Origin of the sequence: Pseudaminobacter soli (ex Li et al. 2025) (genome assembly GCF_029892515.1) — a bacterium.
In the GTDB taxonomy this organism is placed as follows: Bacteria; Pseudomonadota; Alphaproteobacteria; order Rhizobiales; family Rhizobiaceae; genus Pseudaminobacter; species Pseudaminobacter soli_A.
Window position 1 is genome coordinate 414,454 of the sequence record NZ_JARXVF010000001.1, and the last position, 17,250, is coordinate 431,703.

At 63.6% G+C, this 17,250-nt stretch carries 9 protein-coding genes; 2 read left to right on the top strand and 7 right to left on the bottom strand.

Annotated elements, in window-relative coordinates; all coding sequences use genetic code 11:
- The 4 genes from M2281_RS02035 to M2281_RS02050 are packed head-to-tail and all read right to left on the bottom strand — an operon-like array spanning position 1 to position 4,352.
- A complete protein-coding gene (locus tag M2281_RS02035) occupies positions 1–813 on the bottom strand; it encodes an enoyl-CoA hydratase family protein (RefSeq protein ID WP_280819425.1) in 813 nt (270 codons plus the stop codon).
- The gene (locus M2281_RS02040) at positions 806–1,294 is read right to left on the bottom strand and encodes a MarR family winged helix-turn-helix transcriptional regulator (RefSeq protein WP_280819426.1); all 489 of its coding nucleotides are present in this window, start codon (positions 1,292–1,294) and stop codon (positions 806–808) included. The genes M2281_RS02035 and M2281_RS02040 overlap by 8 nt, the downstream gene beginning before the upstream one ends.
- A complete protein-coding gene (locus M2281_RS02045; RefSeq protein WP_280819427.1) occupies positions 1,291–2,055 on the bottom strand; it encodes an SDR family NAD(P)-dependent oxidoreductase in 765 nt (254 codons plus the stop codon). Before M2281_RS02045 ends, M2281_RS02040 begins: the two co-directional genes overlap by 4 nt.
- Entirely contained in the window at positions 2,052–4,352 is a 2,301-nt protein-coding gene (locus M2281_RS02050; protein ID WP_280819428.1) for a bifunctional salicylyl-CoA 5-hydroxylase/oxidoreductase, read from the bottom strand. The genes M2281_RS02045 and M2281_RS02050 overlap by 4 nt, the downstream gene beginning before the upstream one ends.
- 206 nt (positions 4,353–4,558) lie before the next feature.
- On the opposite strand from M2281_RS02050, the gene M2281_RS02055 reads away from it, so the two are divergent.
- Both M2281_RS02055 and M2281_RS02060 read left to right on the top strand, forming a co-directional pair.
- Positions 4,559–5,389: an alpha/beta hydrolase gene (locus M2281_RS02055; protein WP_280819429.1), complete on the top strand. Its 831-nt coding sequence runs from the start codon at positions 4,559–4,561 to the stop codon at positions 5,387–5,389.
- 132 nt (positions 5,390–5,521) lie between these two features.
- Entirely contained in the window at positions 5,522–5,758 is a 237-nt protein-coding gene (locus M2281_RS02060) for an Lrp/AsnC ligand binding domain-containing protein (protein ID WP_106725628.1), read from the top strand.
- A 56-nt stretch (positions 5,759–5,814) separates the two neighbouring features.
- Here M2281_RS02060 and M2281_RS02065 read toward each other — a convergent pair whose 3' ends face one another.
- From M2281_RS02065 to M2281_RS02075, 3 genes are all read right to left on the bottom strand, one after another.
- The gene (locus tag M2281_RS02065; protein WP_280819430.1) at positions 5,815–6,579 is read right to left on the bottom strand and encodes a heme ABC transporter permease; all 765 of its coding nucleotides are present in this window, start codon (positions 6,577–6,579) and stop codon (positions 5,815–5,817) included.
- Positions 6,580–6,653: 74 nt separating this feature from the next.
- Positions 6,654–8,429 (bottom strand): glucan ABC transporter ATP-binding protein/ permease, encoded by a 1,776-nt coding sequence (locus M2281_RS02070; RefSeq protein WP_280819431.1) that lies wholly within the window; start codon positions 8,427–8,429, stop codon positions 6,654–6,656.
- Positions 8,430–8,674: 245 nt separating this feature from the next.
- Positions 8,675–17,248: a GH36-type glycosyl hydrolase domain-containing protein gene (locus M2281_RS02075; RefSeq protein WP_280819432.1), complete on the bottom strand. Its 8,574-nt coding sequence runs from the start codon at positions 17,246–17,248 to the stop codon at positions 8,675–8,677.
- Positions 17,249–17,250: the final 2 nt, after the last annotated feature.

The window sequence follows — 17,250 nt, forward strand, 5'->3', positions numbered from 1 at the left end:
TCAGTCGCCCTTGAAGACCGGCTTTTCGCGCGCGACGAAGGCGTCGTAGGCGCGCTTGAAGTCCTGCGTCTGCATGCAGATGGCCTGCGCCTGCGCTTCGGCCTCGATGGCCTGGTCGATCGACATCGACCATTCCTGGTTCAGCATGGTCTTGGTCATCATGTGGCCGAAGTTCGGACCGTCAGCGAGACGGCGGGCCAGCGCGATCGCCTCGGCATCGAGCGAAGCGGCGTCAACGAGGCGATTGTAGAAGCCCCAGCGTTCGCCCTCTTCGGCGCTCATGGTGCGGCCGGTGTAGAGCAGTTCCGATGCCCTGCCCTGGCCGATGATGCGAGGCAGGATCGCACAGGCGCCCATATCGCAGCCGGCAAGGCCGACGCGGGTGAACAGGAAGGCGGTCTTGGCCTCGGGCGTGGCGAGGCGGATGTCGGAGGCCATGGCGACGATGGCGCCGGCGCCGACGCACACGCCGTCGACAGCGGCGATCACCGGCTTGCCGCAATTGATCATGGCTTTCACCAGATCGCCGGTCATGCGCGTGAAGCGCAGCAGGCCCTTCATGTCCAAGTCGAGCAGCGGGCCGATGATGTCGTGCACATCGCCGCCCGAGCAGAAATTGCCGCCATTCGAGCCGAACACGACCGCCTTGATGTCGTCGGCATAGACCAGCGCGCGGAACACATCGCGCAGCTCGGCATAGCTGTCGAAGGTCAGCGGGTTCTTGCGCTCGGGGCGGTCCAGCGTGACGACGGCAATGCCGTCCTCCACACGCCAGAGGAAATGCTTTGCGACGTAACCCGCCATATCAGTCATGATCACTTACCTCAGCAGTCTGTTTGTGCGAGTGGCCGACGACATCGAGAATGCCGATCACCTGCTCGCATTCCTCGGGCGTGAGGTCGGCAAGGACCTCATTGACCCAGCGGGCATGCGCTTCCGCCATTTTCGAGAATTCGTCGTGCCCTTTTTTGGTCAGGCGGACGAGGGTGGCACGCTTGTCGCCCTCAACCGGCACGCGCAGCACCATGCCGTCGGTCACCAGCCGCTCGATGATGCCGGTGACATTGCCGTTGGACACGCGCAGCGCCGTCGAAAGCTCGCTCATCTTGAGCCCGTCCTGGAAGCGGTAGAGCGCGGCCAGCACGTCAAAACGCGGCAGCGTGGTGTCGAACTCGGCGCGCAGGTTCTCGCGCACCACGGACTCGACGATTTTCGTGACCTTCAAGAGCCGCAACCAGACCCGCACGCGCTGGCGGTCAGAATGCGGAAGCTGGTCAGTCTGCGTGACGCTCATACTTCTCCCCCCGAAACAGACAGTGCCTGTCCGGTCATCGAGGCCGAATGCGGCCCGCAGAGATACATCACCGCCTGCGCCACCTCCTCCGGCAGCACGAATCGGCCTTGGGGATTGGTCTTGGTGAGCGCGGCCTCGGCTTCCTGCCGGCTCTTGCCGGTCTTCTGCATGATGTTTTCGATGGAGCGCTCGAGCATGGGCGTAAGGGTGAATCCGGGACAGACGGCGTTCACCGTAATGCTTGTCCCGGCCAGTTCAAGCGCCAGAGAGCGCGTCAGCCCGATCACGCCATGCTTGGCCGCTGCGTAGGCCGAGACATAGGCATAGCCTTTGAGGCCGGCAGTGGAAGCGACCGCCACCAGCCTGCCCTCGCCGCGCTTCATCATGCCGCTCGCCAGCGCCTGCTGGAAGGTGAGGAAGACGCTGGTGAGGTTGACGTCCATCATCCGCTGCCAGAGGTCGAGCCCCGTGCGATGATAGGGAGCGCTTTCGGCCGCGCCCGCATTGGCAATCACGATATCCAGATCGCCGACTTCAGCGGCGATGTTATCGAACAGCGTCTTCAGCGAAGCTTCGTCAGTCACATCGGCGGTCATGCCGATGATGTTTTTGGAGCCTTCTGCCACTTCCTGAAGCGCTTCCATGCGCCGTCCTGAAACGACGACTGTCGCACCGGCATTGGCCAGCGCGCGGGCGATTGCCGCGCCCATGCCTGAGCCGCCGCCGGTTACCAGTGCGCGCTTTCCGGCAAGATCACTCATACGGCGCGATCCTGTGCCGCCATCTCGGCGGCGCGCTCGGCAAGGCGGCGAAGCTGGTCGCGGCCCGGCAGATACGGATCCGGCCATGCCTCGGCCGTATCGCCTAGCGTCGCGGCGGCCCGCAGAGTCCAATAGGGATCGGTCAAGTGCGGACGGGCCAAGCAGACGAGATCGGCGCGGCCGGCGAGCAGGATCGAATTGACGTGGTCCGGCTCGTAGATGTTGCCCACGGCCATGGTCGCCATGCCGGTCTCGTTCCGGATGCGGTCGGAGAACGGCGTCTGGAACATGCGGCCATAGACCGGACGTGCGGACTTGGTGGTCTGGCCGGCCGAGACGTCGCAGATATCGACGCCGGCTTCCTGGAAGACGCGAGCAATCTCCACCGCTTCCTGCGGCGTCACGCCTTCCGGACCGACCCAGTCATTGGCCGAGATACGAACCGAGATCGGCTTATTCTCCGGCCAGACGTCGCGGATCGCATGGAAGATCTCCAGCGGATAGCGCATGCGATTTTCCAGCGAGCCGCCATATTCATCGGTGCGGTTGTTAGTGACTGGCGTGATGAAGGACGACAGCAGATAGCCGTGCGCGGCGTGGATTTCGAGCATGTCGAAGCCGCAGCGATCCGCCATCTGCGCAGCCGAAACGAACTGGTCGCGGACCAGGTCCATGTCGGCACGGGTCATCGCCTTCGGCGTCTGGTTTTCGGCAGACCACGGCAGGTCGGAAACTGACAGCAGCGGCCAGTTGCCTTCCTTCAGCGGCTTGTCGGTGCCTTCCCAGCCAATGCAGGTCGAGGCCTTGCGGCCAGCATGGCCGATCTGCGCGCAGATCTTGGCTTCCGTCTCGGTGTGGACGAAATCGACGATGCGCTTCCAGGCGACTTCATGCTCCGGCGCGTAGAAGCCGGGGCAGCCGGGCGTGATGCGGCCTTCGGCGCTGACGCAGGTCATCTCGATATAGAGAAGCCCTGCCCCGCCCTTGGCGCGCTCGCCATAGTGCACGAGGTGCCAGTCGGTCGGCGTGCCGTCCACGGCCTTGTACTGCGCCATCGGCGAAACCACCACGCGGTTCTTCAGCTCCATGCCGCGCAGCTTGAATGGCGCAAACATCGGGGCACGGCGCGTGCCCTGCTGCGCTCCCGCATTTTCCTGGAACCAGCCCTCAGCGCTTTCCAGCCACGCCTTGTCGCGCAGGCGCAGGTTTTCGTGGCTGATGCGCTGCGAGCGGGTCAGCAGCGAATAGTTGAACTGCACCGGGTCGAGGTCGAAATAGCGCTCCACCTCCTCGAACCATTCCAGCGAGTTGCGCGCGGCCGACTGCAGGCGCAGCACCTGCACGCGACGCTCGTCCTCATAGCGGGCGAAAGCGGTTTCGAGCGACTTTTCGGTATGCACATATTCGGCAAGTGCAACCGCGCTCTCAAGCGCCAGCTTGGTTCCCGATCCGATCGAGAAATGCGCGGTTGCCGCCGCATCGCCCAGAAGCGCGATGTTCTTGTAGGACCAGCGCTTGCACAGCACGCGCGGAAAGTTCAGCCAGGCCGAGCCGCGAATGTGGTTCGCATTGGTCATCAGCGCGTGGCCGCCGAGGTGCTTTGCAAAGATGCGCTGGCAGACCTCGATGCTCTCCTGCTGGCTCAGTTCGCCGAAGCCGAATTTTTCCCAGGTCTCGGTGCTGCACTCGACGATGAAGGTCGCCGTGTCGTTGTCGAACTGATAGGCGTGCGCCCAGACCCAGCCGTGCTCGGTCTCTTCGAAGATGAAGGTGAAGGCGTCGTCGAATTTTTGATGCGTGCCGAGCCAGACGAATTTGCAGGCGCGAACGTCGATATCCGGCTCGAACTTGTCGGCGAATTCGGTACGGGTCCGCGAGTTCAGGCCATCGGAAGCGACGACGAGATCATACTGCTCCGCATAGGCCGCGACGTCGTCGACATTGGTCTCGAAGCGAATTTCGATGCCAAGCTCTTTCGCCCGTGCCTGCAAGAGAAGCAGCAACTGCTTGCGGCCGATGCCGCAGAAACCGTGGCCGCTCGACACCGTCTTGGTGTCCTTGAAATGGACGGCGATGTCATCCCAATAGGCGAAATGGGCGCGGATCGAAGCTGCGCTCACCGGGTCGTTGGCGGCAAGGTTGGTCAGCGTTTCGTCGGAGAGCACGACACCCCAGCCAAACGTGTCGTCCGGCTTGTTGCGCTCGATCACGACGATCTCCGCGGACGGGTCGCGCAGCTTCATGCTGATTGCGAAGTACAGGCCGGCCGGCCCTCCTCCAAGACAGGCGATCTTCATCGGCGCAACTCCTTCTGATGGGAAAAAGATGACACCGACCCGCGATAATTTCAAGCATGAAATTTCAAGCTTGAAATTAATTCCTCAGTCGTCAAATCTGCCTGGGCTTGCGCATGCGCGTGCGGCCACGCTGGCACTTGCGCGCTGGCGCGGCGATGACCGATAAGGCGCGAAGCCATCGGCGACACCGAAACGGGAGGGGAAACATGTCGGGAAACAAGATCACGAACTGGGACGATGCCTATTCGAACTCGGCATACATTCCAGGCGGCGACGACTACCCGGCAAAGTGGGGAAGCGCGGCAGCGGCCTTCCGCGATGAGATACGCAGTGCTGGGCGCCTGCGCGAGGACATCGCCTACGGCCCGCATACGCGCAACCGCTACGATCTTTTTCTGCCGAAGGCGAATGCCAAGGGCCTCGCGGTGTTCGTGCATGGTGGCTTCTGGATGGCCTTCGACAAATCGGCATGGTCGCATCTGGCGGCCGGACCACTCGCACATGGCTATGCGGTGGCAATGCCTTCCTATGTGCTGACGCCGGAAGCGCACATCTCCGACATCACTCGCCAGATCGGCGCGGCCATCAATGCCGCTGCCAGCGAGATCGAAGGTCCGCTGCGCATTGCAGGACACTCGGCAGGCGGCCATCTGGTCAGCCGCATGAACACCGCAACGTCGCCGCTTGAGCGCGACGTGGCCGCGCGCCTGCGCAAGACCGTTTCGATCTCCGGCCTGCATGATTTGCGCCCGCTGCTCAACACCGAGATGAACGAGACCCTGCGACTCGACATGGCGGAAGCGCGCGCGGAAAGTGCTGCGCTGCTCGAGCCGCTCGACGGCATGGACATCACTTGCTGGGTGGGCGCCAACGAGCGACCCGAATTCGTTCGTCAGAACAGCCTGCTCGAAAACCTCTGGAGCAGCTTCACGGTCGAGGTTTCGAGCGTGGAAGAAGCCGACCGGCACCATTTCGACGTGATCGAAGGTCTTGCCGACCCCGATCACAGGCTGGTGCGGACTTTGCTCGGCGTGTAAGACAGCGGAAACACGGCACCGCTGCGATTGGCCGGCATGGATCTCGCAGTGGCTGACCGGATTATCGAGTCTAGACGAGATGTTGGATCGAAAGCCTCAAGCGGCGGTCGAATCTCGTGTCAGGAGAGCACAATGAAAACCGTTTTCGTCCAACTGCAATGCGTGCCCGGCCAGACCTATGCGGTCGCGGACCAACTCTATGAGCGGGAGGTCGCATCCGAACTCTATTCGACCAGCGGCGACTACGACCTCCTGATGAAGATCTACATCGACGACGACGTCGACATCGGCAAGTTCATCAACGAGAACGTCGCCAATGTGCCGGGCATCGTGCGCTCGCTGACGACACTCACCTTCAAGGCGTTCTGAGAACGCGCAAGAATTGTTGCGGCCTTGATTCAAGGCCGCAATCCAATCCCTTGTTCTTAATCGGCTTTGCGGTCGGCGCGGCGTGCAGCGACATAGCGCATGGCCATTACGCGGCGGCGCATGATCTCGGTGCGCATCGCCATCAGATGCAGCGCGAAGAACAGCAGGGTGAAGCCGACGGCCATCACCATCAGCGGCCACAGCATGCTCTGGTCGATGGTCGGTCCGCCCATGCGGAACACCGATGCCGGCTGGTGCAGCGTATTCCACCAGTTGACCGAGAATTTGATGATCGGGATGTTGACGAAGCCGACCAGCGTCATGATCGCGGCGGCCCGTGCCGAGCGCGTCGGATCGTCGAGCGCGCGCGTCAAGGCGATGATGCCGAGATACATCAGGAACAGGACGAAGACCGAAGTCAGCCGCGCGTCCCACACCCACCAGGTGCCCCACATAGGCTTGCCCCAGATGGAGCCGGTAATCAGCGCCAACGCGGTGAAGGTGACACCGATGGGCGCCGCAGCCTTCAGCGAGACGTCGGCCAGCGGGTGACGCCAGACCAGCGTGCCGAGCGAGGACAAGGCCATCAGCGAATAGCACATCATGGAAATCCAGGCGAAAGGCACGTGAATGTACATGATGCGGACGGTGCTGCCCTGCTGGTAATCCTCCGGCGCAGCGAACGACATGTAGAGCCCGACGGCGAGCAGAAGCGCCGAAAGCCCGGCCAGCCACGGCAGCAGCCGGTCGGCCAGCGCAATGAAGCGTGTGGGGTTTGCCAGATCGATCCAGCGGCCGGGCCGTGCGCTTGTTTCACTCATAGCGGGTTATCTACCCTGAGCGGCGTGCCCCTGCAATGCGGGAGGTCGCCGCAGGCGGCCTCCCCCGTTCGTAGTTATGCAGCTTCAGGCTGCGCCGACACGTGGCTGAGACTACGCACATCCTCGTCGGTCAGCAGGCCGCCGGCGCGCAACAGCGAGGCGAAGCGGCCATTGGTTGCCGACAGTTCGGCAAAGCCGCCCATCTCAACGATACGGCCATGGTCCATGAAGATGACCAGGTCGGCATCGCGGACGGTGGTCAGGCGATGGGCGATGATGAAGGTGGTACGATCCCGGCGAACCGCATCGATCGCATCCTTCACCCGCGTCTCGGTCTCGACGTCGAGCGCACTCGTCGCCTCGTCGAGCACCAGGATCGGAGCATCCTTCAGGATGGCGCGGGCGATGGCGATGCGCTGGCGCTCGCCGCCCGAGAGCTGCCCGCCGCGCTCACCCACCTTGGTGTCGTATCCATCACACTTGTTGAGGATGAAGTCCTGGGCGGCCGCGGCCTGGGCAGCGGCGTGCACTTCGGCATAGCTGGCATTCTCGCGGCCGATGCGGATGTTGTCTTCGATCGAGCGATTGAACAGGCCGGCATCCTGGAACACGGTCGCGATCGACTGGCGCAGCGACTTCTTGGTGACGGTGCGCGTATCGGTGCCGTCGATGAGTATGCGGCCGTTCTGCGGCGCGTAGACGCCCTGGAGCAGATTGATAATCGTGGTCTTGCCGGCACCCGTCGGGCCGACGATGGCAACGGTCTGGCCGGAGGGAACGTCGAAGGAGACTTCGTGCACGCCCTGGCCGGAGTTCGAGAACTCGAAACCGACATTCTCGAAGCGGACATGGCCGGTGACGTTCTCCAGATCGCTCAGGCCGGCAGGCTCCTGACGGTCAGCGACCGAGTCCTCGAGCGTGTAGAAGGCCTCGAGCTTGGCACGCGAATCGAAGATCTGGTTTGCGAAGTTCGAAATCTGGTCTAGGCGGCTGATGAGCAGCGAGGCGAAGCCGGTGAAGGCGACGACATCGCCGATGCGCAACTCGCCGCGCGACACCAGCAGGGCGCCGATCATCAGCACGATCATCATCGAGACGGTCGACGACAGGCGATGCAGCGCGTTGGCAAGCGCCCACCAGTCGAGCACCGGATACTGGGCATCGATCAGGTCGCGCACATGGCTGCGCAGCTTCTGGGTCTCGAGGGAGATGCGGTTGTAGCTCTGCAGCACCGAGACGTTGTTGACCGAGTCGGTGACGTGGGAGAACACCTCCTGGTAATGGCGCTCCACCTTGGCCTGACCGTCCTTGGTCTTGTGCATGACGACGCGGCTGACGACGAGGTAGAACACGCCCAGCGTCAGAAGCACCAGCGACATGCGCAGGTCGAGCGAAATCGCGGTCGGCACCAGCAGCACTAGGGCCACGGCCGTCGTCAGGTGCTGGCGCATGAATTCCAGCCACAGGGTGAACAGGGCCTCGACCGCGCGCAGCAGGGTGTGCAGCGCGTTGGAGGTGCCGCGTTCCTGATGCCACGACAGCGGCATGGTGATGACGTGCTCGAAGGATTCGCACAGCACTGCCACGCGGCGGGCATGCGCTAGCCGGTCGGCGCCGCGCGCAACGAGAACGTAGGCGACGATGTTAAAGGCGCCCAGGCCCGCCCAGAGAGCCAGCGTCGGCAGAAGTTCAGTTTTCTCGGAGATGGAGTCTATCACGCGGCCGAACAAAACCGGCTCTGCAATAGCAACCATCGCCAAAACGATGTTAGCCGAGCAGATCAAGAAGACGCGTTTCTTTTCGACAGCTAGATACCGTAGCGCTCGAAAGTACACCTGCAGCAACGACACGAAACTCACCTCGTGAGAACTTAGGCGGTGCAGCCCCTCATTGCCGAAACAAGCATTGCCTGCCGCACCGCAAGACAATGCTCACATACAGACTTGGTTCCGGTTTTTCGAAACAACATCGAGAAACGCCCCGTAATCTGCCGTGATCGCGTAACGGGTTGAGAATTAAAGAAAAATGGCACCCTTACGGCAAAATAATGGCGGCCGGTACGCCCGGCCGCCAGTCTTGAAAATATTCTTGGAAACTACCCCGGAATCCGAACCGTCACCTCGAACTCGCCGCTGCTTTTGAGCTCGAAGCAGGGGCTCGTCGAACGCTTGCCGTCGACCTCCAGGCTGACCTTCCTGACCCCCTTCTCGCGCACGACGCTGATGCGGTAAGTAGCACCGTCGAGCTTGAGCGTGGCCTTGTAGCCAGGCCAGGACGCTGGCAGGACCGGGTCTACGAACAGCTGCTGCCCCTCGCGGCGAATGCCCAGAATGGCCTCCACACCCGCGCGATACAGCCAACCGGCCGAGCCCGTGTACCAGGTCCAGCCGCCACGGCCGGCCTTGTCGCCTTCGGAATAGATGTCCGCGACAACGACATAGGGCTCGACCCGATAGTGCTCGGCCGCCGCTTCGTCGAGCGAGTGGTTGACCGGGTTGAGCATGCTGAAGCAACGGTAGGCGTCATCGGCCCGCCGCATTTCCGCCAGCGCAATGACAAACCAAGTGGAAGCGTGGGTGTACTGTCCGCCATTTTCGCGAACGCCCGGCGGGTAACTTTTTATGTAGCCGGGATCTTCAGTTGTGTTTGCGAAGGGCGGTGTAAACAGCTTGATGATCCGAAGATCCTCGTCGACCAGCATGTCGATCGCCGAGTCCATCGCCGTCTTCGAACGCGCCGGATCTCCGTCGCCGGACAGCACGCTCCACGACTGCGCGATCGAGTCGATGTTGCACTCGTCGGAATCACGCGAGCCGAGTGGCGCGCCGTCGTCGAAGGAGCCGCGGCGATACCACGAGCCGTCCCAGGCCGCGTTCTCGAGCGCCTGCTTGAGCTTGCGGGCGTGTTTGTCCCACTTTTCGGCGCGCTTGGCCTCGCCGCGAGTACGGGCCAGCTGTCCGAAGTCGCCAAGCGTCTTGAGCAGGAACCAGCCGAGCCAGACGCTCTCGCCGCGCCCCTTCTCGCCGACCCGGTTCATGCCGTCGTTCCAGTCGCCGCCAAGCATCAGCGGCAGGCCGGTGGCGCCGGTGCGGGCGATGGCCAGATCGAGCGCGCGCACGCAGTGCTCGTAAAGCGTGACGGATTTCTTCGATATTTCAGGCACGTAGAAGGCGTCGTGCTCGCCCTCCTTGAGCTCCTCGCCGTCGATGAAGGGGATCATCTCGTCGAGGATGGAGGCGTCGCCGGTCACCTTCACGTAGTACGCCGTACCGAAGGCCAGCCAGACGACATCGTCCGATATGGTGGTGCGCACTCCGGCCCCGGTGCGGGGCAGCCACCAGTGCTGCACGTCGCCTTCGGGGAACTGCCGATGCGCGGCGTTGACGATCTGGTCACGCGCCAGCTTCGGATCGTGCATCAACAGCGCAAGCGTGTCCTGCAACTGGTCGCGGAAGCCGAAGGCGCCGCTTGCCTGATAGAAGGCCGTGCGCGCCCGGATGCGACAGGCAAGGGCCTGATAGGGTAGCCAGTTGTTGACCAGCGCGTCGAACGACGCGTCAGGCGTCTCCACCTGCAGCGTGTCAAGGAAGCCGCGCCAGTTGCGCTCGTTTTCGGCTAGGCGCTCGTCGAAGTCGCGCTTGCGATGGCGCACCACGAGCTCGCTTGCCTCCTCCTGCGAACCGGCATCGCCGAGAAGGAAGAGCATGGTCGCCTCGCCGCCCGCCGGCACCTCGATGTCGCGCGCGATCGCTGCGCACGGATCGACGCCGGCCTCGATCTTGCCCGACAGGTCGAAGCCGCGCACGACCACATGCGGATGTTCGACCGTCCCGGCCCTGCCGATGAACTCGTTGCGATCGGCGGTCACCGATTGCGCGTCACCGTCGCTCGCCAGGAAGGCAACGCGGTCGCCATAGTCGAGGCTATAGGCGTTTCTGGCCAGCATCGCCCCGGTCAGGAGATCACGCGACGGCACGATGGTCGGCGCGGACTTGGGCCGGTTGTTGCCCAGCACCCATTCGGCATAGGCGTAAACCCGCAGTCGCGCCGGCATTGAGCCCGAGTTGCGGATGCGCAGGCGCGAGAGCTTCACCGAATCGACCGGATCGACCAGTTGCGTGATCTCCGTAGACAGCTTGCCCTTGGTTGCCGTGAAGGTGCTGACACCCTGGCCGTGACGGGCTTCGTAGGTGATCGCAGGATCACGCAGCACCGCCGCGAAAGGCGAGAACGCCCGTCCCTCGGAATGATCGTAGATATAGATCGCCTCGCCCGGCCGGTTCGCAACCGGATCGTTGGTCCACGGCGTCAGCTGGAAGTCGCGGCTGTTGCGGCTCCAGGTGAACGACGCGCCCTCGGCCGAGGTGTGGAAGCCGAAGCCTGAATTGGCGACGACGTTGATCCACGGATGTGGCGTGGAGCGGTAGCCGGTCAGGCGCACGACATAGTCGCGGCCGTTGCGGTCGAAACCGCCGAAGCCGTTCCAGCCCACAAGACCGTCGCCGCTTGCCGGGCGGTTGGATGCGGCGCTTGCGACCGGCAAGGCCGGCGTGCCGAAGCGCATATCGTCCGACATTTCGCTGGCACTCAGCGTTTCCGACGCGTTCAACGCATCGCGAGCCTGCAGGGCGCTGGCTTCGGCGCGTTCGATCTGGTCGAAGATGGTGCCGTTGCGCGTATGCAGGGCAATCCGTGCCGCGGCCAGAAGGGTCTTGTAGGACGTCTCGTCCATCAGGTCGCGACGCACGGCGAAGATGTGCTGGCGCGGTCCAAGCTCCTTGCCGCGCATGCGGCTGTTTTCCGCCAGCGACTCGATCGCCTGTTGCAGGTCCTGCACATAGGACGAGGCCTGCTCGTTGACGATGACGAGGTCGGTAAGAAGCCCCCTCGCCCGCATATATTCCTGGAAGCGCAGCGCCTGGGCCACGATCTCCAGATCGGCGACGTCGCTGATCCTGACTGCGAAGATCGGGAAATCGCCCGAGATCGCCATCGGCCACAGGGCCGACTGCCGCCCGAGCCCGGTTGCGACCGTCTCGGCCGGTACGCGCAGATACTGATCCGGATAGAGCAGATAGCGCGCCAGCTTCTGGACGTTCGCCGCATCCGCAAGGCTGAGCCCGAAGTGGCGGGTCTGTACCTGCGAACGGGTCCAGGCCAGCATCGCCTGGCGCGGGTAGCTTTCGGGATGATCAAGCCGCGACATGGCCTCCTGGACCTCTTCGCGGTTGGCACCCACGACCGTCCAGAAGGTCAGCGTCACCTTCTTGTTGGCCGGCACGCGAACACGGCTGCGCAGCGAAACGATCGGGTCGAGCACGAAGCCGGCATTGCCGCCCAGCCGCGCACCTTGGTCGAAGGCGGCGGGATTGGCGATGCTGCGCCCGCGGCCAAGGAAGGCGCGACGGTCGGTTTCGGCTTCCGTATCGCGCGAGATGCCCGAGGAATCGGTCATGAAATGCGCCATGACGATGTCGGGTTCGCTCGCCGAACGCTTGCGGCGCGTAGCGAAGATCGCGCTGTTGCTGTTGGCAATCTCGGTCTCGACGAACATCTTCGAGAACGCCGGATGGGCCGCATCGGCCATTTCCTGGGCCAGAACGAGTTCGGCATAGGACGTTATTTCGATATGCCGGTCGGCGATGCCGTCATTGGCAATCGTGATGCGCCGCGCCTCGCCATTTCCTTCGGAAACCACGATGCACTCGACCTCCGAACGTAGCGTACCGACGGTCTTGACGAAGTTTGCCTTGTCGTCGCCGAACAGCGTCTGGGAGTGCTCGGAGACAGCGCGCCTCGGCTCAGTGGTGGCGGACCACCAATCACCGGTTTCGCTGTCGCGCAGGAAAAGGTAGCTGCCGTAGCGATCCTCGGTCGGATCCGACTGCCACCTGGTGATTGCGAGGTCGTTCCAGCGGCTGTAACCGGAGCCGGCCGCCGTGAGCATCACCGAGTAGCGGCCGTTCGACAACAGGTTGGTCGCGCGCAACGCACGCGCCGGCTCCACGATCAGGCGGGTGTCGGGGCTCTCTTCAACCACCTCCAGCTTACCTCGCTCGTCGGCCTCGGTGCGGACCGTGGCGACCGGAATGTCACGCGGCGCCTTCTCCTGCAGCAGAAGCTCGGCAGCCTCGATGACCGGATCGCTATGGAAGCGGTCGCGCATGCGCCCTTCGAATATAGCATTAGCAACGGCCGCAATCGACATGCCCTGATGGTGGGCCATGTAATTGTAGACGACCGCATGGTTTGTGCCTTCCGGCACGCGCTGCGGCGTGAAGTCCACGGCGTCATGGAAGCCGTAGCGCCCGAGCGCGCCGATGCGGCGTAGGCGGGCCAGGTTCTGCACCGCCTCATGCGGCATGAACTGGGCTGCCAGCACGGTCGCATAGGGCGCGATGACGGTGTTCTGCGCCAGACCGCGCTTGAGGCCGAGCCCCGGCACGCCGAAATTGGTGTACTGGTAGGTCATCTCGCGGTCTCGGGCATTGTATGCCGCTTCCGAGATGCCCCACGGAATACCCTTCGAACGGCCATACTGCATCTGCCGGCGGATGATGAGCTGGCTGGTCTGGTTGAGCAGGCCGCCCTGCGGCTCCTTCATCACCAGCGGCGGCATCAGGTACTCGAACATCGAGCCCGACCAGGACATCAGCGCGCCCTTGAAGCCGATCTCGACGATCGGACGGCCAAGGCGGAACCAATGCTCGGTGGAGATGTCGCCCTTGGCGACCGCGAACAGGCTGGTCAGGCGAGCCTCGGAGGCGAGAAGGTCGTAGCAGCTCTCGTCGAGCGCGTGCTCTTCGACGCGGTAGCCGATCGAGAGCAACTTGCGCTCGCGCCGCAGCAGGAAGGAGAAATCCATCTCGAAGGCGAAGCGGCGCGTCCGCTCCTGAAGGTTCTTCAGCTTGGCACGCAGCGCCTCGATCGACTTCTCGTCGCTGTGGGCGTCGTGGACATGCGCTTCGCAGGCCGCCTCGAGCTTGGCGGCCCATTCGGTCAGCACCTCGCTGCGCGAGGTTCCGACCTCAGTATGAATGGCGCTCGCCAGCTTGCGGATCTCGCCCGACAGCACCGCCAGATTGATGGTGCGGATAGACGCCATCTCGGGCTGTTCCTTGATGGTCTCGACCGCGCGGCTCATGCCGTCGATACGGTCGCGCAGGCGCTGGCGCAGCGGCCTAAGCTGGCGCCGGTCGTCCGGCAGATCGTCCAGGCTCTCGCCAAGGATTTCCACCGCGTCGAGCAGGCCGTCGAAATCGCCTTGCAGGTGCACGGACGGGGCTTCCGCCCATTCGGCGCAAGCCGCCGCGACCGCGATCAGATGGCCGGCAAGGTTGCCGCTGTCGACCGCCGACACGTAGAGCGGCGAAAGCGGCCTGAGGTTGGTGGTTTCGTACCAGTTGTAGAGATGGCCACGATAGCGCTGCATCCTCTCGATCGTGCTCATAGTCTGATCGATGCGATCGGCAGCCTCGCCCAGGCTGATCCAGCCGAAGTCGCGCGCCGATACGATAGACAGAAGATAGACGCCGATATTGGTCGGCGACGTGCGGTGCGCGAGCACCGGCTGCGGTGTCTCCTGGAAATTGTCCGGCGGCAGGAAATTCTCGGCCGGATTGACGAATTTCTCGAAATAGGCCCAGGTCCGCCGCGCGACGATGCGGAGCCGTTGGACGTCATCACGCGATATGCGCAGCCGGTCCTCGGTTTCTGCCGAGCGGCTGATCAGCCACGCGAAAGCGGGCGAGCCGGCCCAGAAGATCGCAAAGAAGAAGGCAACAAAGGCGCCGGTCGAGTCGGCTGCCACCGGAATGGCAAGGCCGGCGATGGCGATGATCACCGCCCCGCGCATCATGCGATAATAAGAGTAGAGGTCGTTGCCGCCGGTCTTGTGGGCCTGAGAGGCAGTGCGCCATTCGAGCAGGTTCTGCCGGCTCACGAACAGGCGATAGAGCGTGCGCACGATGGCGTCGCCCATCATCCAGGCCAGATGCGCCATCAGTACGATGCGCAACGCCACCATTGCCGTGCCGAAGGCGATGTCGCGAGACAAGGCGCTGAAATGGCCGCGCGGCGTGGCGTCGCGCGTCTTGGGCAGGATCGAGTCGACGATGTCGAAGGTGGGCGCCATGAACAGGACGAGGATCAGAAGCGCCTGCCACTGCGCCGCCTGGGTAAAGGGCAGCAGCGTCCAGCCGGCAATCGCTGCCATGACCCAGAAGATCGGCGTCAGCGAGCGGCGGAGGTTGTCGACCATCTTCCAGCGCGACAGCGCCGGCACGCCGGACTTCGGATCGAAGATGAAGCCCAGAAGCTGCCAGTCGCCGCGTGCCCAGCGATGGTGGCGCGAGGCGTCGACCGAGTAGCGGGTCGGATAGTCTTCGACGACCTCGACGTCGGTGACCAGCGCAGAGCCGGCCAGCGCACCTTCGAGAAGGTCGTGGCTGAGAACGGCGTTTTCGGGCAGACGCCCCTTCAGCGCCGCCTCCATGGCGTCGATGTGATAGAGGCCCTTACCCGTGAAGGTGCCTTCGCCATAGACGTCCTGATAGAGATCGGACACGGCGAAGACGTAAGGGTCCAGTCCGCGATTTGACGAGAAGACGCGCTGGAAGAACGAAGCGTCGTCGCCCGTGGTGAGCGAAGCCGTGACGCGCGGCTGCAGGATCGCGTAGCCGGAAGTCACGCGGTGATGCGCGGCATCGAATTCGGGACGGTTGAGCGGGTGGCACATCTTGCCGACCAGGCGCTTGACCGCATCGCGGGTCATCCTGGTGTCGGCGTCGAGCGTCATCACATGGACGATGTTTTCCGGCAGCGGAGCATCCGGCGGCAGGAAGGTCGTGTCGGCATCGCCGCGCAGCAGCAGGTTCAGCTCATGCAGCTTGCCGCGCTTGCGCTCCCAGCCCATCCAGCACTTCTGCGAGGGATTGTAGAGCCGGCGGCGGTGCAGGAGATGGAACAGTGGCGCGCCTTCGACGGGATAGCGCCTGTTGAGCTTGGCGACTTCCTCGCGCGCATGATTGAGGATCTCCATGTCGCCGGGGGTCTGCTCGGCCGAGCTGTCGGGCCAGTCCGACAGCAGCGCGTAGTAGATTTCGCCATGCATGTTGGCGAGGTGGTGCACCTCGAGCTGGCGGATGTTTTCCTCGACATCGTCGCGCGAGCCGATCAGGGACGGCACCACGACGAGCGTCCGTGCCTCGACCGGCACGCCATCCTTGAAGTCGTAACCTACCAGCCGCGTCGGCCTGAGGAAAAGCATGACGATGGTGTTGAAGAAGGCCATGGCGCCTTCGCTCGCCGGCAGCGAAAACAGCACCAGCATCAGCGCGATCGCCGGCCCGGAAAGGCCGATGCCGGCAAGGGCATAGCCGGTCAGCGCCAGCAGCAGCACCGTAAGCGCGAGGACTGGTACGGCAATGCCCAGCCAGCCGGTGCGCTTGAAGGCGCGCTTGAAAGCCAGCTTGAAGGCCGGGCGATAGCCGATGGAGCGCTCCAACTCGGGCCGCTTGGGCCCGACGAGATAGAAGCCGATGTCGTTGTAGCGACCGCCCTGCCCGGCTTCCGCGCCGCTGCTTGCTTCGTCCTCCATCATCTCGATCGCCCGTTCGGCGACCTCGTATTCGGAACGCTTGGAGCGGCGGGCCAGATTTTCGATGGCCGTGCGGTACTGGTCGCGCGACTGGAAATCGAGCTCTGCGAAATTGGTGCGCTGGCGCAGCAGCTCATCGACCGGGCTGACGGACTCGAACCACAGGGTCCAGTCCACATCGTTGAGCAGGCGCAGGCCGCGAATGATGTTGCCGGTGGTGACGTTGCCGCTCGACAGCGTCTGGTGTTCCGTACGGATGATCTCTTCGGAGTCCGAACCTGACTTTTCGAGCTGGTCTTCCAGCCACTGCAGCGCCTGGCCGGCATTTTGCGAACCGTCCCTCAGACGATAGAGCAACTGGGTTGCGAAGGTCGTGTCGCGCGCATGGTCCGCATAGTGGGTCAGGATCGTGCGCCGCGCCTCGCCGTCGCCGGCGGCCAGCACCCGGTCGGCCACGTCGTTGGCGATCCGGCGCATTTCATGGGTGCGGTTCACGCGCAGGGCAAGCCGGCGCAGATTCTCGATCAGAACGAAGCGAAGCAGCGACGGCAGCGCCCACAATTCGCCGATGCGCAGCGGCTCGACGCTCTGGTACCCGTCAACCAGCGCCTTGAACATGTCGGCGGAAACGGTGCTGTCGGAATGGGCGACATAGACCCAGGCCAGCGCCAGCGTGCGCGGCACCGCGACGCCGTTGGCCAACTGGATGGTCGGCAACTCGTTGTAGAAGCGGCGCGGCAGGTCGCGCTTGACCTGGAAGATCGTCTCTTCGACCAGGTAATTGTTGTCGAGCAACCATTGGGCGGCCGGCGTGATCGGCTCGCCGCGCGCCTGTGCAGTGTTGGTGGCACGATAGACTTCGAGGATCTTCTCGGCATTCTCGCGAATACGCGCCTGGAAATCGAATGCCTCCAGCCCGTAGAGCTGATCTACCTCCCTGCCCGCGAGGGCCGCGCCCAGGGCAGTCAGGCGATCTTCAGGCAAGAAGTTCGAGCGGATGGGCTGCTCGACGGACAGAGGGACACTGGCGGCTACCTTTTCCAGCGTGGCGGGGTCGGTCTGCACATTCATCA

Excerpts from the sequence above, each read along its gene's own strand:
- M2281_RS02060 (WP_106725628.1), top strand. The coding sequence starts at position 5,522 with ATGAAAACCGTTTTCGTCCAACTGCAATGCGTGCCCGGCCAGACCTAT.
- M2281_RS02040 (WP_280819426.1), bottom strand. The coding sequence starts at position 1,294 with ATGAGCGTCACGCAGACTGACCAGCTTCCGCATTCTGACCGCCAGCGC.
- M2281_RS02050 (WP_280819428.1), bottom strand. The coding sequence starts at position 4,352 with ATGAAGATCGCCTGTCTTGGAGGAGGGCCGGCCGGCCTGTACTTCGCA.
- M2281_RS02035 (WP_280819425.1), bottom strand. The coding sequence starts at position 813 with ATGACTGATATGGCGGGTTACGTCGCAAAGCATTTCCTCTGGCGTGTG.
- M2281_RS02055 (WP_280819429.1), top strand. The coding sequence starts at position 4,559 with ATGTCGGGAAACAAGATCACGAACTGGGACGATGCCTATTCGAACTCG.
- M2281_RS02045 (WP_280819427.1), bottom strand. The coding sequence starts at position 2,055 with ATGAGTGATCTTGCCGGAAAGCGCGCACTGGTAACCGGCGGCGGCTCA.
- M2281_RS02075 (WP_280819432.1), bottom strand. The coding sequence starts at position 17,248 with ATGAATGTGCAGACCGACCCCGCCACGCTGGAAAAGGTAGCCGCCAGT.
- M2281_RS02065 (WP_280819430.1), bottom strand. The coding sequence starts at position 6,579 with ATGAGTGAAACAAGCGCACGGCCCGGCCGCTGGATCGATCTGGCAAAC.